The organism is Bradyrhizobium sp. DOA1 (genome assembly GCF_001593325.1).
Classification (GTDB): Bacteria; Pseudomonadota; Alphaproteobacteria; order Rhizobiales; family Xanthobacteraceae; genus Bradyrhizobium.
On record NZ_JXJM01000001.1, the window covers coordinates 7,353,782 to 7,374,031 of the forward strand.

Genomic DNA, 20,250 nt, shown 5'->3' on the forward strand with positions numbered 1-20,250 from the left:
GCCTCGGCTAGGATACTCCAACAAAAACAAGAGGAATTGTCCGGGGAGGACAGGCGTGCACCAGGGACGTGTCGTTTACGGCGCGATCGAGGAGGTCGTGTTCGGCCATCCCGCAGCCGAGGCCATCGTGGCGCAGATGGACCGGCTGGGAACGCGCCGCGCCTTCCTGATGGTCTCCGGCACGCTCAACCGGCAGACCGACGAGATCACAAAAATCAAGCGGGCGCTCGGCGCACGCTGCGCCGGACTGTTCGACGCGATGCCGGCGCACACGCCGCGCGAAGCGGTGATCGCCGCCACTCGCGCCGCGCGCGAAGTCGACGCCGATCTGATCGTCACCGTCGGCGGCGGCTCCATCACCGACGGCGCCAAGGCGGTGCAGCTCTGCCTTGCCAACGGCATCGACGATATCGAGGGCATCGACCGCATCCGCGTGCACAAGGGCGCCGCGCCGGAGATGAACGCACCGGTCGTGCGGCAGATCAGCGTGCCGACCACGATCGCCGGCGGCGAGTTCAGCGCGATCGCCGGCGTCACCGACCGAGCTGCGCATGTGAAGCAGATGCTGCGGCATCCGCTCACGGTGCCGCGCGCGACCATCCTCGACCCCGCCATCACCGTCCACACGCCGGAATGGCTCTTTCTGTCGACCGGTATCCGCGCCGTCGACCACTGCGTGGAAGCGATCTGCTCGCGCGAGACGCATCCCTATGCCGACGCGCAATCGGTCAAGGGCCTCGCCATGCTCGCTGACGCGCTGCCGCGGGTGAAGGCGGACCCCGCCGATCTCGACGCCCGCATGGACGCGCAGATCGGCACCTGGCTGTCGATGGGTGCGCTTTCGGCCGGCGTCCCCATGGGCGCGAGCCACGGCATCGGCTACGTGCTGGGCGGGGCCTTTGACGTGCCACACGGCTACACCTCCTGCGTCATGCTGCCGGCGGTGATGCGCTGGAACGAGCGCGACAATGCCGAGCGCCAGATGATCGTCGCGGCCGCCATGGGCTATCCCGGCCGGAATGCCGCCGATGTGCTCGATGCCTTCATCCGCTCGCTCGGCATGCCACGCAGCCTCGCCGAGGTCGGCGTGTCGCCGGAGCATTTCGATGGCATTGCGGAACAGGCGATGCGCACGAACTGGATTCCGCGAAATCCGCGCAGGATCGAGGGCCCCGGCGATGTGCGCGAAATTCTGCTTCTTGCCGCATGATCCCAAGCCGGAGGACTGATGTACCCAGGTCAGCATGCCCGCCTACGCCCGCTCCAGCCCGCCTTCGTCATGGCATCGACGGGCGAGGCCGTCACCTATCGCGAGCTGGAGGCGCGCAGTAACCGTCTCGCGCATCTGTTCCGGAAGCACGGCCTGAAGCGGCTCGATCATTACTCGATCTTCATGGAGAACAATGCGCGCTATCTGGAAGCCTGCGGCGCGGGCGAGCGGTCCGGCCTCTACTACACCTGCATCAACTCGTTCCTGACGCCGGGCGAGCTCGCCTATCTCCTGGTCAACAGCCAGTCCAGGATCCTGATCACGTCGGTGGCCAAGCTCGACATCGCGCGCGAGGCGATCCAGGCCTGTCCCGAGGTCAAGCTCTGCATCGTCGCCGATGGCCCCGGCGAGAGCGATCGCATCGTCGGCCTTGCCGAAGTGACCTCCGGCCTGCCGGCGACGCCGATCACCGACGAATGGCTCGGCACTGCCATGCTCTATTCGTCGGGCACGACCGGACGGCCCAAAGGCATTCTGCGGCCGCTGCCCGAGGAGCCGCCGAAGCACAATCTGCCGCTGTTCGATTTCCTGACCAAGCTCTGGCACTATCGCGAGGGCATGGTCTATCTGTCGCCGGCCCCGCTCTATCATTCCGCGCCGCAGGCGGCCGTGAATCTCACGATCCGCATGGGCGGCACCGTGATCATCATGGAGAGCTTCGATCCCGAGCGCTACCTTCAGCTCGTCCAGCAATGGGGCATCACCCACACCCAGCTGGTGCCGACGATGTTCTCGCGCATGTTGAAGCTGCCGGAGGAGGTGCGAAGCCGCTACGACCTGTCCTCGCTCGAAATCGCGATCCACGCCGCTGCGCCCTGCCCGGCCCTGGTCAAGGACGACATGATCAAATGGTGGGGACCGATCATCCACGAATATTACGGCGCGACCGAGGGGCTCGGCTTCACCGCCTGCAACAGCGAGGAATGGCTGGCCCATCGCGGCACCGTGGGCAAGGTGCTGCTCGGCGACCTCCACATTCTCGACGAGAACATGCAGGCGTGCCCGACCGGCACGCCCGGCCAGGTCTGGTTCAAGACCGCCACGCCGTTCGAATATTTCAACGATCCCGAGAAGACCAAGGAGGCGCGCTCGGCCGACGGCAGCATGAGCACGGTCGGCGACGTCGGCTATGTTGACCAGGACCGCTTCCTCTACCTCACCGACCGCGCCACCTTCATGATCATCTCGGGTGGGGTGAACATCTATCCGCAGGAGTGCGAGAATCTGCTGATCACCCATCCGAAGGTCGCCGATGCCGCCGTGTTCGGCGTGCCCAATCCCGACCTCGGTGAAGAGGTGAAGGCGGTGGTGCAGCCGATGTCCGGCGTTGTGCCGGGCCCCGCGCTCGCGGAAGAGTTGATCGCGTTCTGCGCTAAATCGCTGTCGCGACAGAAAGTGCCGCGCTCGATCGACTTCGAGAAGGAACTGCCGCGACTGCCGACGGGGAAGCTCTACAAGAGACTGCTCAGGGATCGCTATTGGGGGAACAAGGCGTCGCGGATCGTGTGAGGGCCATCAACAGATTCAGTGTGGTCTCGGCCTAGCGCGCAATTGCGCGCAGGGGCCGGGATCCATGCGTGATCCGCCCCTTCGCACCTGCACTCTCACATGACGGAAGCGTGAAACCCCGCGGCCATCCGTCATCCGAATTGTCGAGGCTTCCTGCGGACTTGCCCGTTGCCTCGCTCCACCTGTCTCGCTATCGTCTGACAAACAGGCCGGCAAAGGCCGTTGTCCAGGGAGGATGAGCATGCGGAGCGTGTGGGCGCTCGCCGCAATGGCGGCGCTATCTGTGCTGACGGCCTCGACCACCACGCTGGCTGGCGAGCCCAAGCAGGGCGGCATTATGCGGATGTATCACCGCGACAGCCCCGCCAACGCCTCGATCCACGAGGGCGCGACCTACTCGCTCAACATTCCCTTCATGCCTGTGTTCAACAACCTCGTCATCTACAAGCAGGACGTGGCGCAGAATAGCATGGACAGCATCGTGCCCGAGCTCGCCGAGAGCTGGGCCTGGGCGGGCGACAACAAGACGCTGACCTTCAAGCTGCGCCAGGGCGTGAAATGGCACGACGGCAAGCCGTTCACCTCGGCCGACGTGAAATGCACCTTCGACATGCTGATGGGCAAGGCGCAGCAGAAGTTCCGGCAGAACCCGCGCAAGACCTGGTACGACCAGGTCAACGACGTCTCGACCAGCGGCGACTTCGAGGTCTCCTTCAACCTGAAGCGGCCGCAGCCGTCGCTGCTGGCGCTGCTGGCCTCGGGCTACACGCCGGTCTATCCCTGCCATGTCCCGCCCGCGGAGATGCGCACGCATCCGATCGGCACTGGCCCGTTCAAATTCGTCGAGTTCAAGGCCAATGAATCCATCAAGCTGACCCGAAATCCCGACTATTGGCGCAAGGGCCGGCCCTATCTCGACGGCATCGAATTCACCATTATCCCGAACCGCTCGACCGCGATCCTCGCCTTCATCGCCGGCAAGTTCGACATGACCTTCCCGACCGAGGTGACGATCCCGCTGGTCAAGGACGTCAAGTCGCAGGCGCCGAACGCGATCTGCGAGATCGCGCCGACCAACGTTGCCACCAACATCATCGTCAATTCGTCCTCGCCGCCGTTCGACAATGTCGACATTCGCCGCGCCATGGCGATGGCGCTCGACCGCAAGGCGTTCATCTCGATCATGTTCGAGGGCCAGGGCGACGTCGGCGGCACCATGCTGCCGCCGCCGAACGGCCTGTGGGGCATGCCCAAGGAGATCCTGGAGACTATTCCCGGTTACGGCCCCGACGTGAAGGCCAACCGCGAGGAGGCCAAGAAGCTGATGCAGAAGGCCGGTTACGGGCCCGACAAGCATCTCGCCGTAAAGGTCTCCACGCGCAACATCCCGATCTATCGCGATCCCGCGGTGATCCTGATCGACCAGCTCAAGAACATCTATATCGACGGCGAGGTCGACGTCGTGGAAACCGCGAACTGGTTCCCGAAGGTCGCGCGCAAGGACTACATGATCGGACTCAATCTCACCGGCAATGCCGTGGACGACCCCGACCAGTCCTTCTACGAGAACTATGCCTGCGGCTCGGAGCGCAATTACACCAATTACTGCAACAAGGAGATCGAAAAGCTGCTCGACGTGCAGTCGCAGGAGACCAACGTCGAGAAGCGCAAGAAGCTGGTCTGGGACATCGACAAGAAGCTGCAGGAGGACGTCGCGCGGCCCATCATCTTCCACAGCCGCATGGGCAGCTGCTGGCAGCCTTACGTCAAGGGCATCACCATCATGACGAACAGCTCCTATAACGGTTACCGCTACGAGGACGCGTGGCTGGACAAGTAGGGCAGGCCACGGGCGGCTCGACGGGAGGCGGTGCATGTTTGCCTATCTGGTGCGGCGCCTGTTCCTGATGCTCGTGACCCTGTTCGGGATCTCGATCGTCATCTTCTTCCTGCTGCGCATCGTGCCCGGCAACATCGTCGACATCCTGTTTGCCGCCGCCGGCTATGTCGATCCCGCCGACAAGGCCAATCTGGAGAAGGAGCTCGGCATCGACCGGCCGCTGGTCGTGCAATATTGGCATTGGATCAGCGGTTTCCTGCGCGGCGACTTCGGCTACTCCTACGTCTCGGAAAAGCCGGCGCTGCAGGAGATCCTGCCGCGGATCCCGATCACGGCGCGGCTTGCCGGCCTCGCGCTGTTGTTCTCGGCCTCGATCGGCATCCCGCTCGGCGTCATCAGCGCGGTGAAGCAGGGCACGAAGCTCGACTATGCCCTGCGCGTCGTCAGCCTCAGCGGATTGTCGCTGCCCTCGTTCTGGCTCGGCCTGCTCATCCTCACCGCGTCGGTGGCGATGTTCGGCCAGATGCCGATCTTCAACCCGAATCCGCAGACCTGGCTCGAAGCGTTCGCCACCTATGCCGTGCCGGCTGCCGCGGTCGGCTTCCGCAGCGCGGCACTGACCATGCGCATCACCCGCTCCTCGATGCTGGAAGTGCTGCGGCAGGACTACATTCGCACCGCCCGCGCGAAGGGCGCCTCCGACGCCGCCGTGAACTATCATCACGCGCTGAAGAACGCGATCCTGCCAGTCATCACCGTGATCGGCATCGAGGCCGCGTTCCTGATCGGCGGCCTGATCGTGACCGAGACCGTGTTCAACATCCCCGGCGTCGCCCGCTACCTGGTCGAGGCGATCCGCTGGCGCGACTATCCGATCGTGCAGAACCTCGTGATGTTCATCGCCGTCGTGGTGGTGTTCGCCAATTTCATCGTCGACATGCTCTACGCGGTGTTCGATCCGCGGATCAGGTACACGGATTAGGAGATCAGCTTGGCCGCGATCGACTTCGACGTTGAACTGAGGCGCGCCGGCGCGCACGCGACCGGCGGGTGGCGGCGCGTGCTGTTCATGGCGCAGCGGCATGTGCTGGGCGCGGCCGGGCTCGTCATCATGACGGCATTCGTCCTCACCGCGATCTTCGCCGACTTCATCGCACGCTACGATCCGCTGACGGTCGATTCCGCCCGTGCGCTGGCCCGCCCGAGCCTGGCGCACTGGATGGGCACGGACTCCTTCGGTCGGGACGTCTTCAGCCGCATCATCCACGGGGCGCGGATCTCGCTGGCGGTCGGGCTCGGCTCGACCGCGCTCGGCGGCATCATCGGGGTGATCGTCGGGCTGACGTCGGGCTATCTCTCCGGCTGGGTCGATCTCGTGTTCCAGCGCGTCTCGGACGTGCTCCAGGCGCTACCGCTGCTGGTGCTCGCGCTGGTGATGACGGCGGCGCTCGGCCCGTCGCTGCCGAACGTCATCATCGCCATCGCGATTCCGCTGATTCCGACGGTCGCGCGCGTGATCCGCGCCAACACGCTGGCGCTGCGCGAGCAGCCCTTCGTGGAGGCCGCAAAATCGATCGGCATGAGCGAGATGCGGATCGCGCTGCGCCACGTGCTGCCGAACACGCTGGCGCCGCTGATCGTGCTCGCCACCGCGCAGCTCGGCTCGACCATCCTCACCGAAGCTTCCCTCTCCTTTCTCGGCCTCGGCATCCCCGAGCCTTATCCGTCATGGGGCCGCATGCTGTCGGAATCCGCCGCCGAATATGTCCGCACCGCGCCCTGGCTGGTGATCTTCCCGGGTATCGCCATCAGCCTCGCCGTGTTCGGCGCCAACCTGTTCGGCGACGCCCTGCGCGACGTCCTCGACCCACGGCAGCGCGGCTGATGATTGACAAATCCGATCTCGTGCTCGACGTGAAGAACCTGAAGACGGTGTTCTTCACCAATTCCGGCCTGTTCAAGGCCGTGGACGATCTCTCCTTCAGCGTAAAGCGCGGCGAGACGCTGGCGATCGTCGGCGAATCCGGCTGCGGCAAGAGCGTCACTGCCCTGTCGCTGATGCGGCTGGTGCCCGATCCACCGGGGCGCATCGTCGGCGGCACAGTCTCGCTCGAAGGCACCGATGTGCTGGCGCTGGATGAAGCGGAGATGCGCAAGATCCGCGGCAACCGCATCTCCATGATCTTCCAGGAGCCGATGACATCGCTCAATCCGGTGATGCGGATCGGGGACCAGATCGTCGAAGCGGTGCGGCTGCACCGGAACCTGTCGGCCAAGGAGGCCAGGGAGATTGCGGTCGAGATGCTGCGGCTGGTGCGCATTCCCGAGCCGGCGCGGCGTGCGCGGGAATATCCGCATCAGCTCTCCGGCGGCATGCGCCAGCGCGCGATGATCGCGATGGCGCTGGCCTGCCGGCCCGCACTGCTGATCGCGGACGAGCCGACCACCGCGCTCGACGTCACCATCCAGGCGCAGATCCTGGCGCTGATCCTCGATCTTCAGAAGGAGCTCGGTACCGGCCTCGTGCTGATCACGCATGATCTCGGCGTGGTCGCGCAGACCGCGCAGCGCGTGATCGTGATGTATGCGGGGCGGAAGGTCGAGGAAGCCAGCGTCGAGGCGCTGTTTGCCGCGCCAAAACATCCCTATACCCGCGGGCTGATGGCTTCGATCCCGGCGGTGCCGGCGTCCGGCGTCGCCGCGCAAGCGCGGCTCAACGAGATTCCCGGCACCGTGCCGTCGCTGGTGCGGTTACCGCAAGGTTGCGCCTTTGCGCCGCGCTGCAAGCTGGCAATCAAGCGCTGTGAGGCCGAATATCCGCCGCTGACGGATTGGGGCGGCGGCCATCTCGCAGCGTGCTGGCGCGCGGCGGAAGTTGCGGAGGTGGCATGACCGAAGCGCTGCTCGAGGTCACAGATCTCAAGAAGCACTATCCGGTGCGCGCAGGTGTGCTGCGCCGGCGCGTCGGCACCGTGCATGCGGTCGACGGCGTGTCGTTTTCGCTTGGTATCGGCGAAACGCTCGGCCTCGTCGGCGAGTCCGGCTGCGGCAAGTCGACGGTCGCACGCAGCGTGCTGCGGCTGGTGGAGCCGACCTCGGGGCAGATCCGCCTCGAAGGCGAGGACATCACCCATCTCTCGAAGTCCGATCTTCGTCCGCACCGCCGTTCGATGCAGATCGTGTTCCAGGACCCGTTCGCCTCGCTCAATCCGCGCATGACCGCGGGCGACATCGTCGGCGAGCCGCTCGCCGTGCATGGCCTTGCGACCGGAAAGGCGCTGGAGGCGCGCGTCGCAAGACTGTTCGAGCAGGTGGGCTTGAGGCCGGACCAGATGCGCAACTTCCCGCATCAATTCTCCGGCGGCCAGCGCCAGCGCATCTGCATCGCACGGGCGCTCGCCCTGGAACCACGCCTGATCGTCTGCGACGAGCCGGTCTCCGCGCTCGACGTCTCGATCCAGGCGCAGGTGATCAATCTCCTGATCGATCTGCAGCGCCAGCACGGCTTCTCCTACCTCTTCATCGCGCACGACCTCGCCGTGGTCGCTCATATCAGCCACCGCGTCGCCGTGATGTATCTTGGCCGCATCGTCGAGATCGCCGACAAGGACAAGCTATTCCGCAATCCACGCCATCCTTATACGCAAGCCCTGCTCGCCTCCGTGCCGGTCGCGAATCCGCTCGCGAAAAGACTTGCGCCGCTGGTCGATGGCGACGTGCCGAGCCCGGTCAATCCGCCCTCGGGCTGCGCCTTTCACACCCGCTGCCGGTTCGCGATGGAGCGGTGCAGGACCGAGCGGCCCGCGCTGGTGGACGCCGGCGATGGGCACCAGGTGGCATGTCTGCTCAATGAAGGGACGGGGCGGAGCCAGTAGGCCGGAGCGCCCGGATTATCGGCCAAGCCGCCAGCGCCGCGGCCAGATGCTTGAGCGTGTGGCCCGAGACGATGTGCCCGGTCGCTTCGAAGATCGCCGCGTCACCGAGCTCGAAGAGCTTGGCCAGCACGTAAAAGAAGAGCACGCCGCCGAGTGGCACGCCAATCGCGCCAGGCCGAGGCCGTGTCAAAGCCAGTCCGACTGCGAGCGCCATGCCGCCGAACTGCACGACCACCCAAGGCGTGAGATTCTCGCGTGCCACCCAAGCCGCGAGCAGGCCCGCAACCATCATCAGAACCAGCACCGCTTCGCCTGCGCGCACGCTGATGCGCTCGCTGGCCGCGATGCCCAGAAAGCCCGCGAACGCCACCGCCATGCCGAGGCGATCAGCCACGAGCCGCTCCGCCATGTCGGGATCCAGATGATAGAAGCCGGAGCCCAGGCAAGTGAGGATCAGTCCGACGAAGAACCAGCTCGCACCCACGGGCGCGTCCTTCCGGGCGCGCAGCCGCTCCGAGCCCCAGACACCCATTGCAAGAAAGGCGAGATTGCTCAGCACGTCGCCGGCGTTGGGCACGCCGAGCCAGGCGCGCGTGTCGACGAAATGCGGAATGTGCCAGCCGGCGGCCGGCAGCGCGGGCGCGAACAGCGCCGCGAGTGCGAGCACGAATAGCGCGACCGTCAGATATTTCTCGCGGACTTGCGGGGCGGCGAAAAAGGAGCGGCGCGACACCGAAGGGAGTATGGCATCGGTCGCTGGGGCAGGATTGTTTGCGCGGAACATGCGGTGGATTCCATGCATTGAACATCGTTCAATATTTGTAGCTCAGAAATGAACGAAGTTCAATCGAAATTGCGATCTCGCAGCCGACCAACAACTTATTGAAATCATAATTTTTTTTCGTAAGCGAGAGCTCGCTCGCTCAGAACACTCGTGAAGCGCGAGATGTTGATGCAACACAACCTTCAAACGGCATTGCGAGCGCAGCGAAGCAAATCCAGACCGCTCCCGCGGAGAGATTCCGGATTGTTTCGCTGCGCTCGCAATGACGTAGCGAAACGCTACCCCGCCCCGATCTCTGCGACGATCCTGCCGGTCGTGACCTGTTCGCCCTCGGCAACATCGATCGCGGCCACGACGCCGTCGACGCCGGCTTTGTGGACGTGCTCCATCTTCATCGCCTCCAGCGTCAGCACCGGCTGGCCGGCGGCAACGCGGTCGCCGGGTTTCACCAGCACGGCGACGACGCGGCCGTTCATGGCGGCACGCACCTTGCCGTCACCACCATTACTTGCCGCAGCCTTCGGTGCGGCAAGAGTGAGATCGGTCACCGCAAGCGGGATACCGCGGTGCTGGAGATGGAGCCGGTCGCCGTCGCGCAGGAATTTGGCGGCGTCCATGACGCCATCATGGCGAAAGCGGATGGCGTCGGCATCGAGCTGATCGATCTCAAACCTCTCCTGGCGACCATCGGCGGCAACCATGTAGCTGCCGTCGCGCTCGCGCGTGATTTCGAGCTCATGCGCATGGCCGGCGATCTCGATCTTTGCAGGCAGAGGAAATGTCGCCGACAAGCTCCGGCCGCTGCGCCATGACGGCGCGTGAGGATTGGTGACGTAGAGCAGCAGGCCCGCGAGCGCTGCATCGAATAGGCCATCCGTCCGCGGCGACAACAGCTCGTCCCGATGCGCGCCGATGAAGGCCGTCGTCGCCTCGCCCTTGGCGAACCCGGGATGACGCAAGCACGACATCAGGAACGCCTGATTGGTGGTCACGCCGAATGCCGTAAGCTGCTCCAGGCCGACGATCAGCCGTCCTCGCGCCTCCTCGCGCGTGGCGCCGTGGCTGATGACCTTGGCGATCATGGAATCGTAGAACGGCGGGATCTCCGTGCCCGATTGCAGCGCGTGCTCGACGCGGATGCCATCGGGCACCTGCCAGCGCGCCATGCGGCCGGACTGCGGCATGAAATCGCTTACGGCATCTTCGGAGCAGAGCCGCACCTCGATGGCATGGCCGGAGAATTTGATGTCCTGTTGCTTGACCGGCAAAGGCTCGCCGCGCGCGACGCGCAGTTGCAGCTCGACGAGGTCGAGCCCGGTGATCGCCTCGGTCACGGGATGCTCGACCTGGAGCCGCGTGTTCATCTCCATGAAGTAGAATTCGCCGCGCTCATCGAGCAGGAATTCGAGCGTACCGGCACCCTCATAGCGCAGCGCCCTGACGGCGGAGACCGCGACCTCGCCCATTTTCGCGCGCAGCTCCGGCGTCACCGCAGGCGACGGCGCCTCCTCGATCAGCTTCTGGTGACGCCGCTGCACCGAGCAGTCGCGTTCGCCGAGATGGATGGCATTGCCGTAGCTGTCGCCGAACACCTGGATCTCGATGTGGCGTGGATTCTGGATGGCGCGTTCGATGATCACGGTGGGATCGCCGAACGCGGCCTTTGCTTCCGATCGCGCACTGCGCAACGCATCGGGAAAGGATGGCCCGTCAGTGACGAGCCGCATGCCGCGACCGCCACCGCCGGCGACGGCCTTGATCATTACCGGAAAGCCGATCTTCCTGGCCTCCGCGAGCATGACCTCCTCACCTTGATCGGCGCCCTGATAGCCTGGCACGATGGGCACGCCGGCCTTCTTCATGATCTCCTTGGCGCCGGCCTTGTTGCCCATGGCCTCGATCGCCTGCGGTGACGGGCCGATGAAGACGAGATCGGCCTCCTTGCAGGCCTGCGCGAACTCCTCGTTCTCGGCGAGGAAGCCATAGCCGGGATGGACGGCGTCGGCCCCGCTGGCCTTGGCCGCTTTGATGATCGCGGGAATATTGAGATAGGACTGCGCCGGCAAGGCTTCGCCGATGCGCACGGCCTGATCGGCTTGCTTGACGTGGAGCGCATCGCGATCCGCATCCGAATAGACTGCGACAACGCCGAGGCCGAGCTGCCGCGCGCTGCGCATGACACGCAGCGCGATCTCGCCGCGATTGGCGACCAGGACCTTGAAGAACGGCCGGTGCTGCACTGATCCGTTCCTCATGGGCGCGCCACCGAGAATTGCATGCGCTGCGGCGTGCGCGCGTCGCCCTCGCGGCAGATCGCGAGCACTTCGGACAATACCGCGCGGGTGTCGCGCGGATCGATGACGCCATCGTCAAGCACACGCGCGCTGGTGGAGAACACGTCCATCTGGCCGTCGAACACGCCGATGATCTGTGCCTTCATGGCCTCTAGCTTGTCCTTTTCGATCGGCTTGCCGCGGCGCGCGGCGGCGGCTTCGGTCACGATGGCCATGGTCTCCGCGGCCTGCTCGCCGCCCATCACCGCGGTCTTGGCATTCGGCCATGAGAAGCAGAAGCGCGGATGGAAGCCCCGCCCGCACATGCCGTAATTGCCGGCGCCGAAGGAAGCGCCGCAATAGATCGTGATCTGCGGCACTGTCGCCGACGTCACCGCCTGGATCATCTTCGAGCCGTGCTTGATCATGCCGGCTTCCTCATAGGCCTTGCCGACCATGTAGCCGGTGGTGTTGTTCAAATAGAGCAGCGGCGTACGGGTCTGGCAGCAGGCCTGGATGAAATGCGTCGCCTTGTTGGCGCCGGCAGGATCGAGCGGGCCGTTGTTGGTGATCATGCCGATGGCCTGACCCTCGATGCGGGCGTGGCCGCAGACGGTGGCGGGTCCGTAGTTCGGCGCCATCTCGGTGAAGTCGGAATCATCGACGATGCGGGCGATCACCTGCTTCATGTCGACGGGCCGCTTGTGGTCCATCGGCATGATGCCGAGCAGCTCGTCCTGGTCGTAGCGCGGCGGCTTGAATTCGGAAGGCGCCCGGCCTGGCCTTTCCCATTCCATCGCAGCCATGATCTCGCGCGCGATGCGCAGCGCGTCGCGGTCGTCTTCGGCGAGATAATCGCCGAGGCCGGAGACCTGGGTGTGCATCTCGGCGCCGCCGAGCTCTTCCTCCGTCGCGACCTCGCCGGTCGCGGCCTTCAGCAGCGGCGGGCCGGCGAGGAAGGCGCGGGTACGGCCGCGGACCATCACGATGTAATCCGAGAGGCCCGTCTGATAGGCGCCGCCGGCGGTGGAAGAGCCGTGCGTGACGGTGACGACCGGCAAGCCGGCGGCCGAGAGCCGGGCCAGGTTGCGAAAGATGTTGCCGCCGCGAACAAAATCCTCGACGCGGTAACGCAAGAGATTGGCGCCGGCGCTTTCGACGAGTTGCACGTAAGGCAGCTTGTTCTCCAGCGCAAGCTCCTGCACCCGCAGCGTCTTGTCGAGGCCGTAGGGTTGCAGCGCACCGGCATCGATGCCGGCGTCGTTGGCGCTGACCATGCAGCGGATGCCCGAGACGAAACCGATACCGGCGATGACACCGCCGCCCGGCACGCTCTTGGCCGCATCCGGTACGTCGAACATGTAGCCGGCGAGCGTCGACAGCTCGATGAAGGGCGCGCCGGGATCGAGTACCAGCGCGACGCGCTCGCGCGGCAGCAGCTGGCCACGCTTGTGGAAGCGGTCTTTGGCGGCCGCCGAGGCCGCACGCGTGCGCTCCTCCAGCGCGCGCATGCGGTCGATCAGACCGAGCATGCCGTCGCGGTTGGCTTGGTAGGCGGCACTGCCGGGGGAGATGGTGTTTTCGATGGTGGACATGATCTGATCCTGCTCGTCATTGCGAGGAGCGAAGCGACGAAGCAATCCAGACTGCTTCCGCGGAGAGATTCTGGATTGCTTCGCTTCGCTCGCAATGACGGGTGAGGCGATACTTTACCGATTCGTCCCGAAGATCTTCCGCGCCTCGGCAGGGCTTGCGATCTCGCGGCCCGCGCGTCTTGCGCAAGCAGCGACGGCCTCGATGAGCTGCCCGTTCGACGTCACCTTCTTGCCGTCGGCGAGATAGAAAGTATCCTCCAACCCCGTGCGCAAATGGCCGCCGAGCTCGGCGCAGCGCTGATGCAGCGGCCAGATCTCCTCGCGGCCGATCGCCGTGACCTGGAAATGCGCTTCCGGACGCTTCAGCTTGATCAGGATCGGCAGCAGCTCGGGATCGGCCGGCATGCCGGAGGCGACGCCCATGACGAAGTTGTATTCGAGCGGGCCTTTGTACATGCCGACCTGGTGGTACATGCCGACGCAGCGGACGATGCCGACGTCGAAGCATTCGAACTCGGGAATGGTGCCGACGGCGTTCATGACGTCGAGATAGTCCTTCACCTTCTCGACCGCGTTGTCGAACATCATCGGCGGCCAGGCCCAGGTGTTGTCGGCCTTGACCTTGAGGTAATTCAGCGAGCCGGCATTGCAAGCTGCGATCTCGGGCTTGGTCTCGCGGATGCAGTCGAGCGCGCCCGAGTAGTTCGGACCTGAGACGCCCGAGGTGTGGTTGATGATGACCCCGGGGCAGGCCTCGCGGATCGCCTGCTGGATCTCCCTGCTGACCGCGACCTCCCAGGACGGCAGGTGCCCCTTGTTCGGCGCCTGCTGGCGCAGATGGATATGCATGACGGACGCGCCGGCATCGAATGCAGCCTTGGCCTCGCGTGCCATCTGCTCGGGCGTCACGGGCACGTTGTGCTGCTTCGGGTCGGTGAGCACGCCGTTCAGCGCGCAGGTGATGACGGCCTTGTCGCTCATGCCAAAAATGTCTCGCACGTTGAGAATTCAACGGTTGCGATCATGTGACGCGCGGGGATGCGGCTTCTTGCGCGGAGAAGCTGAGTACAGGATAGGAAATCGTAGGGTGGCCAAAGGCGCTCTTGCGCCGTGCCCACCATTTTCCGTGTCTAGCAAAGATGGTGGGCACGCTTCGCTTTGCCCACCTACAAGAACGGCGCTAGCTCGCCTCCGCCAGCCGCACCGTCTCGGTGCTGCGATAGATCGCAAGGTCGCGCGAGCCGACGAAGATCGCTCGCGGCTTCAATCCGTAGAAGCGGCGGATCGAGTGGCTGAAATGCGTGGAATCGGGATAGCCGATGTCTTGCGCGAGATGGGCAAGGTTGAGGTCCTGGTTGGCGAAGTGCAACAGATGCCGCGCGCGCTTCCAGGCGCGGAAGGAGCGGAACGAGATGCCGGTCTCTTCCTTGAACAGATGCAAGAAGCGCGAGGCGGACAGGCCCGCTTCGGCCGCGCAAGTGTCGGCCGTCACCGGCTCGCCGGAGAAGCGCTCGATGCGGGCGACCGCGCGCATCACGCGCGGGTCGAGCACGCGGCGCGGCAACGGCTCGCCAAAACACATCTCGTCGAACTCGGCGGTGGTGAGGTCGCCATAGCGGCGCTGGCGCAGCAGCGCATAGGCGGCGAGAATCTTGCGGGCATAGGCGGCCTTGTCCGGGCCCCGCAGCCGTTCGGCCAGAGCTTCGATCACGCCATCCGGCATGCTTTCCGGCTCCAGCGTCACGCTGATCGCAGTCCGGTAGTCGCTCGCAATCGAATGGCGCTGGTTAGGCAGGGTCACGATCAATTCGTCTGATGTGTGAACGTCGTCGATCGTCAGATGCAGGCTGCCCTTCACCGCGACATAGACATGGCAGCAACCGGGGGTCCGCTTGCGGGGCCGGCCAAGCAGGCCGGCATAGAACACGCGCTCCGGTGTGATCAGCATCAGATGGTCGGATTCGCGACCGATATATTCCATTGGGTTCCTCCTCGCGCGGCTCTCTGGCCGCTGCGGACGGAGGTCACCTTAGCGGAAATTTGGGCGCTGTCACGACGCGATAGCGCTGTCATGAGACGCAAACCGCTGGCATTCCAGCAGGATGAGTAGAGCTCGGAACCGTCCATCCCGTCGTTTGGACAAGCAAAGCGAAGCGGACCGCAGAGCCAGGACGACGGCGGAGATTATCCTCTCACCCTCGGCGCAACATTCTGCTGCTTTCCGGCCGCTTGCTCCGCAGCAACCGCGCGCTTGAAGCCTTCCCGCTGTTGCAGGCGCGCCCAATAGGCTGCGACATTTGGCCCGAAATCCTTGGAGAGGCCGATGTTATCGGCGAGGCGAAGCGCGTAACCGATGACAATGTCAGCGGCGGTGAACCGGTCTGCGCACAAAGTTTCGGCATTCGCGGTCGCTGCCTCGACGGCGCGCAGGCGTCCCAGGAACCATTTGGCATAGTCGCCGGCGACCTGCGGATTGCGCCGCTCCTCCGGCTCGAGCTGGGTGTATCGGAGCACCAGCGTCTGCGGGAAGGTTAACGTGGCATCGCTGAAATACATCCAGTTCAGGAACGCGCCATAGGCTGGATCTTCGGGGCCGACCATCAGCGGCGTCGGACCATGTTGGATGCCGAGATAATGGCAGATACCTGACGACTCCGTCATCCGCGTCTCACCGTCGATCAGGAAGGGGATGGTGCCGAGCGGATTGATGCCGAGATAGTCCTTGGCGTAGACCCGCGGCGGGAACGGCAGCATCTTCAGTTCGTACGGCAGCCCCATCTCCTCGAGCATCCAGAGCGGACGGAACGAGCGTGCAGCGTCGCAGTGATACAGCGTGATCATCAAGCACTTCCTTTGCTGCCGGGCAGCGTGCCCATCATCTTGCACAGGACCATCAGCATGACCTCGTCGGCGCCGCCGCCGATCGAGGTCAGGCGGCTGTCGCGATAGGCGCGGCTCACCGGCGTCTCGTTGGTAAAGCCCATTCCACCCCAATATTGCAAGCAGGCGTCGGTGAGCTCGCGCCCGAGCCGCCCGGCTTTCAGCTTGGCCATGGTCGCAAGCCGCGTCACATCCTCGCCGGCCACCAGCTGCTCCGCGGCGCGATAGATCAGCGCACGCAACAGCTCGACCTCGGTCTGCATCTCCGCCAGCTTGAAGTGCACGACTTGGTTATCGAGGATCGACTTCCCGAAGGCCTTGCGGTTGCGGGTGTATTCGATGGTCTGATCGATGATGTATTCATGCGCTTTCAGGCAGGCCGCCGCGCCCCAGAGCCGCTCCTCCTGGAATTGGATCATCTGATAGGTGAAGCCCTTGCCCTCCTCGCCGATCCGGTTGCGCTTGGGCACGCGGACATTGTCGAAGAAGATCTGCGCAGTGTCCGACGAGCGCATGCCCATCTTGTCGAGCTTTCGCGCCACCGTGACGCCCTTGCTCTTCATGGGCACGCAGATCAGCGACTTGTTGCGGTGAACGGGCCCGTCGCCGGTATTGGCGAGCAGGCAGATCCAGTCGGCCTGGGTGCCGTTGGTGATCCACATCTTGCCGCCGTTGATGACGTAGTCGTCGCCATCGGAGCGCGCATTGGTCTTGATCGAGGCCACGTCCGACCCGGCGCCGGGCTCGGAGACGCCGATGCAGGCGACGTAGTCGCCCGATATCGACGGCGCCAGGAATTCGCGCCGCACCTCGTCCGAGCCGAACCGCGCCAGTGCCGGGGTTGCCATGTCGGTCTGCACCCCGATCGCCATCGGTACGCCGCCGCAGGTGATGGCGCCGAGCTCTTCGGCCATCATCAGTGCATAGGAATAGTCGAGGCCTGAGCCGCCGAACTCCACCGGCTTGTTCAGGCCGAGAAAGCCGAGGCTGCCCATCTTCTTGAACAGCTCATGGGCCGGGAAGATGTCAGCCTTCTCCCACTCATCGACATGAGGATTGATCTCGTTGGCGATGAACTTTTGCAGGGAGCGGCGGATGTCGTCGTGGTCGGCGGTGAATAGCATTTTTTGTCAGCTCAGCTCTCGTATCTCTGATGTGCTCGTCATGGCCGGGCTTGTCCCGGCCATCCACGGCTTCGTCACCCGGCAAAAGAACGTGGATGCCCGGGACAAGCCCGGGCATGACGGAGAATGCGGCTACAATCCCATCTGCCGCGACGCCAGATCCTTCATGATCTCCTCGGTGCCGCCTCCGATGGCATTGACCTTGACCTCGCGATAGATGCGCTCGGCCTTGATGCCGCGCATAAAGCCGGCGCCGCCGAAGATCTGCACCGCCTCGGAGGCGCAGAAGGCCATGGTCTGGGTCGCCTGGTTCTTCATCATGCAGATTTCGGCGACCGGGCTCTCGCCCTGTTCGAGCCGCCAGGCCAGCATCTCCAGCATCGCTTGGGAGGCCGCAACCTTCTGCGCCATGTCGACGATCTTGTGCCTGATGACCTGATGCTGGGCGAGCGGCTTACCGAAGGTCTTGCGCTCCTTGGCGTAGGCGATCGCCTCGTCGACACAGACCCGCGCAAAGGCAGTGCAGCTCGCCGCCATGCCCATGCGCTCGCTGTTGAAGTTCTGCATGATGATCTTGAAGCCTTGACCCTCCTCGCCGATCAGGTTTGCGGCGGGCACGCGGCATTCGTCGAAATGCAAGGTCGCGGTGTCGGAGGCCCACCAGCCCATCTTCTTCAGCTTGGTCCGCGACAGGCCCGGCGTATCCCCTTCGATCAGGAGCAGGCTGACGCCGCCAGCGCCCTCGCCGCCGGTACGCACGGCAACGGTCAGATATTCGGCCCGCATCCCTGACGTGATGAAGGTCTTCTCCCCGCTCACGACGTAGTGATCGCCGTCACGTCGCGCCCGGGTGCGCAGGTTCGCGACATCGGAGCCGCCGCCCGGCTCGGTGATCGCGAGCGCGGATATCTTCTCGCCGGCCAGCACCTGCGGCAGCACGCGTGCCTTCACCTCCGGCCGCGCCGCGCGCGCGATCGGCGGCGAGCCGATGGTGTGGCTCATCAGGCTGGCACTGACACCGCCGGCGCCAGCCCGCGCGAGCTCCTGGCTGGCCACGATCTTCATGAACTGATCGGCGGCGATGCCGCCATATTCCTCGGGGAATCCGAGCCCCAACAGCCCGATCTCGGCCGCCTTGCGATAGAGCGCGCGCGGGAATTCACCGGCCTCGTCCCATTCATGGGCGAACGGGGTGATCTCCTTGTCGACGAAGCGACGCATGACGTCGCGGAAGGCGTCGTGCTCCGCGGTATAGAACGGGCTCTTCATGGCACTCGCGCCTCGGACGGATTTCGTCCAGCCACCATGGCCGGAACATTGTTGGTTCACTTGCGTGGAGTGGCTGATCCGGACCAGCCGGTCGCGCGGCCGATGCCCTAGCAACTGAACGCAAGACGATTTTCGCTCCTCGCAGGCCAACTCCGCATCAAAAAAAGACGTGGTGCACAGACTCCGGCTGGCCCCAGGGCCATGCCGGGCATGGTGCACGACAATGGACACGCGGGCGGCGCGAGGCCGCCGAGGGAGGACCTTTGGCCGTTCGTTATTATGACTGGATTGTCCATCATGGCCGCCGCACGCCTGATAAGGTCGCGCTGGTCGACCTCGCGAGCGAGCGCCGCTTCAGCTATGCGCAGCTCGATGCACGCGTCTCGCGCCTTGCCTCCTTCCTGCGCCACACGCTCAGCGTCTCGCGCGGCGACCGTGTCGCGGTGCTGGCGCTGAACACGACCGATACGCTGGAGGTGCAGTTTGCCTGCGGGCGGTTGGGCGCGATCTTCGTGCCGCTGAACACTCGCCTCACCGTTCCCGAGCTGCAGTTCATCACCGCTGACTGCGCGCCGAAGGTGATGATCCACGACACCGATCTCGCCGAGACCGCGCTCAGCGTCGCAAAGCTCTGCGGCATCCCGACCAGCCTGCTGCTCGGCCCCGGCGGCACCTATGAAGCCGGTATCGCCGCCGCAAGGCCGCTCGACCGCGCCGAAGAGGTCACGCTCGATGACGTCTCAACCATCATGTACACGTCGGGCACGACGGGACATCCCAAGGGCGCGACCATCACCCATGGCATGACGTTTTGGAATTGCGTCAATCTCGGCGGCCCCGCCTGCATCGGTCCGTCCTCGGTGCTGCTCACCGTGCTGCCGCTGTTCCACACCGGCGGGCTCAACTGCTACACCAATCCCGTTCTGCATGCCGGCGGCACCGTGATGATCATGCGCGCCTTCGATCCCGGCACTGCGCTCGGCCTGATCAATGACACTGCGCAGGGCATCAACGTGTTCTTCGGCGTGCCCGCGATCTACCAGTTCATGGCGCAGCATCCGGCCTTCGCCACGACCGATCTCAGCCGGCTGATCGTCGGCGGTGTCGGCGGCGCGCCGATGCCGGTGCCACTGCTCAAGGTCTGGGAGGCGCGCGGCGTTGCGCTTCAGCAGGGCTACGGCATGACCGAGACCTCGCCAGCCGTGCTGGTGCTCGACCGCGAGGACGCAGCGCGCAAGGCCGGCTCCGCCGGCAAGCCGGTGCTGCATACCGAAGTGCGTATCGTCCGCCCCGACGGCAGCGATGCCGATGTCGGTGAGCTCGGCGAGCTCTGGGTCAAGGGGCCCAATATCACGCCGGGCTACTGGAATAGGCCGGAAGCGAACAAGACGTCCTTCACCGACGGCTGGCTGCACACCGGCGATGCCACCCGCATCGATGAGGAAGGTTTCTACTACATCGTCGATCGCTGGAAGGACATGTACATCTCGGGTGGCGAGAACGTCTATCCGGCCGAGGTCGAGAACGTCCTGCATCAGCTCAACGCCATCGCGGAAGCCGCCGTGATCGGCATTCCCGATCCGCAATGGGGCGAGGTTGGCCTCGCCATCGTCGCGGTGAAGCCCGGCCAGAAGCTGACCGAGGCCGACGTGCACGCGCATTGCGCCGCCAATCTGGCCCGCTTCAAGTGCCCGCGCCAGATCCGCTTCGTCGAGGCGCTGCCGCGCAACGCGACCGGCAAGATCCACAAGCCGACCTTGCGCAAGGAGTTCTCGGTGGCTTCCGAGATCGACAAGAAAGCCGCCAACGCTTGATCGAGGCGCCCTTCGGG

At 64.8% G+C, this 20,250-nt stretch carries 16 protein-coding genes; 8 read left to right on the forward strand and 8 right to left on the reverse strand.

Features of this window, described 5'->3' with window-relative positions; translation table 11 throughout:
- The first annotated feature begins 55 nt into the window (after positions 1-55).
- The 7 genes from SE91_RS34050 to SE91_RS34080 all read left to right on the forward strand — a co-directional run bounded on the left by SE91_RS34050 (position 56) and on the right by SE91_RS34080 (position 8,494).
- On the forward strand, positions 56-1,210 hold the full coding sequence (locus SE91_RS34050) for an iron-containing alcohol dehydrogenase (RefSeq protein ID WP_061850742.1): 1,155 nt from the start codon (positions 56-58) through the stop codon (positions 1,208-1,210).
- An 18-nt stretch (positions 1,211-1,228) separates the two neighbouring features.
- Entirely contained in the window at positions 1,229-2,779 is a 1,551-nt protein-coding gene (locus SE91_RS34055; protein WP_061850743.1) for an AMP-binding protein, read from the forward strand.
- Positions 2,780-3,020: 241 nt separating this feature from the next.
- Positions 3,021-4,619 (forward strand): ABC transporter substrate-binding protein, encoded by a 1,599-nt coding sequence (locus tag SE91_RS34060; protein WP_061851461.1) that lies wholly within the window; start codon positions 3,021-3,023, stop codon positions 4,617-4,619.
- Between the two features lie 34 nt (positions 4,620-4,653).
- A complete protein-coding gene (locus tag SE91_RS34065) occupies positions 4,654-5,601 on the forward strand; it encodes an ABC transporter permease (RefSeq protein ID WP_061850744.1) in 948 nt (315 codons plus the stop codon).
- Between the two features lie 9 nt (positions 5,602-5,610).
- Positions 5,611-6,504 (forward strand): ABC transporter permease, encoded by an 894-nt coding sequence (locus tag SE91_RS34070; protein ID WP_061850745.1) that lies wholly within the window; start codon positions 5,611-5,613, stop codon positions 6,502-6,504.
- Complete coding sequence (locus SE91_RS34075) at positions 6,504-7,511, forward strand: ABC transporter ATP-binding protein (protein ID WP_061850746.1); 1,008 nt, start codon at positions 6,504-6,506, stop codon at positions 7,509-7,511. Before SE91_RS34070 ends, SE91_RS34075 begins: the two co-directional genes overlap by 1 nt.
- Positions 7,508-8,494, forward strand: coding sequence for an ABC transporter ATP-binding protein (locus tag SE91_RS34080; RefSeq protein WP_061850747.1), 987 nt, complete (start codon positions 7,508-7,510; stop codon positions 8,492-8,494). The genes SE91_RS34075 and SE91_RS34080 overlap by 4 nt, the downstream gene beginning before the upstream one ends.
- On the opposite strand, the gene SE91_RS34085 is transcribed toward SE91_RS34080, so the two are convergent.
- The 8 genes from SE91_RS34085 to SE91_RS34120 form a co-directional block, all read right to left on the reverse strand.
- Positions 8,466-9,278 (reverse strand): hypothetical protein, encoded by an 813-nt coding sequence (locus SE91_RS34085; RefSeq protein WP_061851462.1) that lies wholly within the window; start codon positions 9,276-9,278, stop codon positions 8,466-8,468. The genes SE91_RS34080 and SE91_RS34085 overlap by 29 nt on opposite strands.
- 278 nt (positions 9,279-9,556) lie before the next feature.
- Positions 9,557-11,533: an acetyl/propionyl/methylcrotonyl-CoA carboxylase subunit alpha gene (locus SE91_RS34090; protein ID WP_061850748.1), complete on the reverse strand. Its 1,977-nt coding sequence runs from the start codon at positions 11,531-11,533 to the stop codon at positions 9,557-9,559.
- Positions 11,530-13,146 carry an acyl-CoA carboxylase subunit beta gene (locus tag SE91_RS34095; RefSeq protein WP_061851463.1) on the reverse strand — a complete coding sequence of 539 codons (1,617 nt, stop codon included), beginning with the start codon at positions 13,144-13,146 and terminating at the stop codon, positions 11,530-11,532. Before SE91_RS34095 ends, SE91_RS34090 begins: the two co-directional genes overlap by 4 nt.
- A gap of 114 nt (positions 13,147-13,260) precedes the next feature.
- Positions 13,261-14,127, reverse strand: coding sequence for a beta-keto acid cleavage family enzyme (locus SE91_RS34100; protein WP_061850749.1), 867 nt, complete (start codon positions 14,125-14,127; stop codon positions 13,261-13,263).
- Positions 14,128-14,326: 199 nt separating this feature from the next.
- The gene (locus tag SE91_RS34105; protein WP_061850750.1) at positions 14,327-15,127 is read right to left on the reverse strand and encodes a helix-turn-helix domain-containing protein; all 801 of its coding nucleotides are present in this window, start codon (positions 15,125-15,127) and stop codon (positions 14,327-14,329) included.
- Between the two features lie 203 nt (positions 15,128-15,330).
- Entirely contained in the window at positions 15,331-15,987 is a 657-nt protein-coding gene (locus SE91_RS34110; RefSeq protein WP_061850751.1) for a glutathione S-transferase family protein, read from the reverse strand.
- A complete protein-coding gene (locus SE91_RS34115; protein ID WP_061850752.1) occupies positions 15,987-17,150 on the reverse strand; it encodes an acyl-CoA dehydrogenase family protein in 1,164 nt (387 codons plus the stop codon). Before SE91_RS34115 ends, SE91_RS34110 begins: the two co-directional genes overlap by 1 nt.
- Before the next feature lie 132 nt (positions 17,151-17,282).
- The gene (locus SE91_RS34120) at positions 17,283-18,419 is read right to left on the reverse strand and encodes an acyl-CoA dehydrogenase family protein (RefSeq protein ID WP_061850753.1); all 1,137 of its coding nucleotides are present in this window, start codon (positions 18,417-18,419) and stop codon (positions 17,283-17,285) included.
- Between the two features lie 263 nt (positions 18,420-18,682).
- On the opposite strand from SE91_RS34120, the gene SE91_RS34125 reads away from it, so the two are divergent.
- The gene (locus tag SE91_RS34125; RefSeq protein ID WP_060737368.1) at positions 18,683-20,233 is read left to right on the forward strand and encodes an acyl-CoA synthetase; all 1,551 of its coding nucleotides are present in this window, start codon (positions 18,683-18,685) and stop codon (positions 20,231-20,233) included.
- Positions 20,234-20,250: the final 17 nt, after the last annotated feature.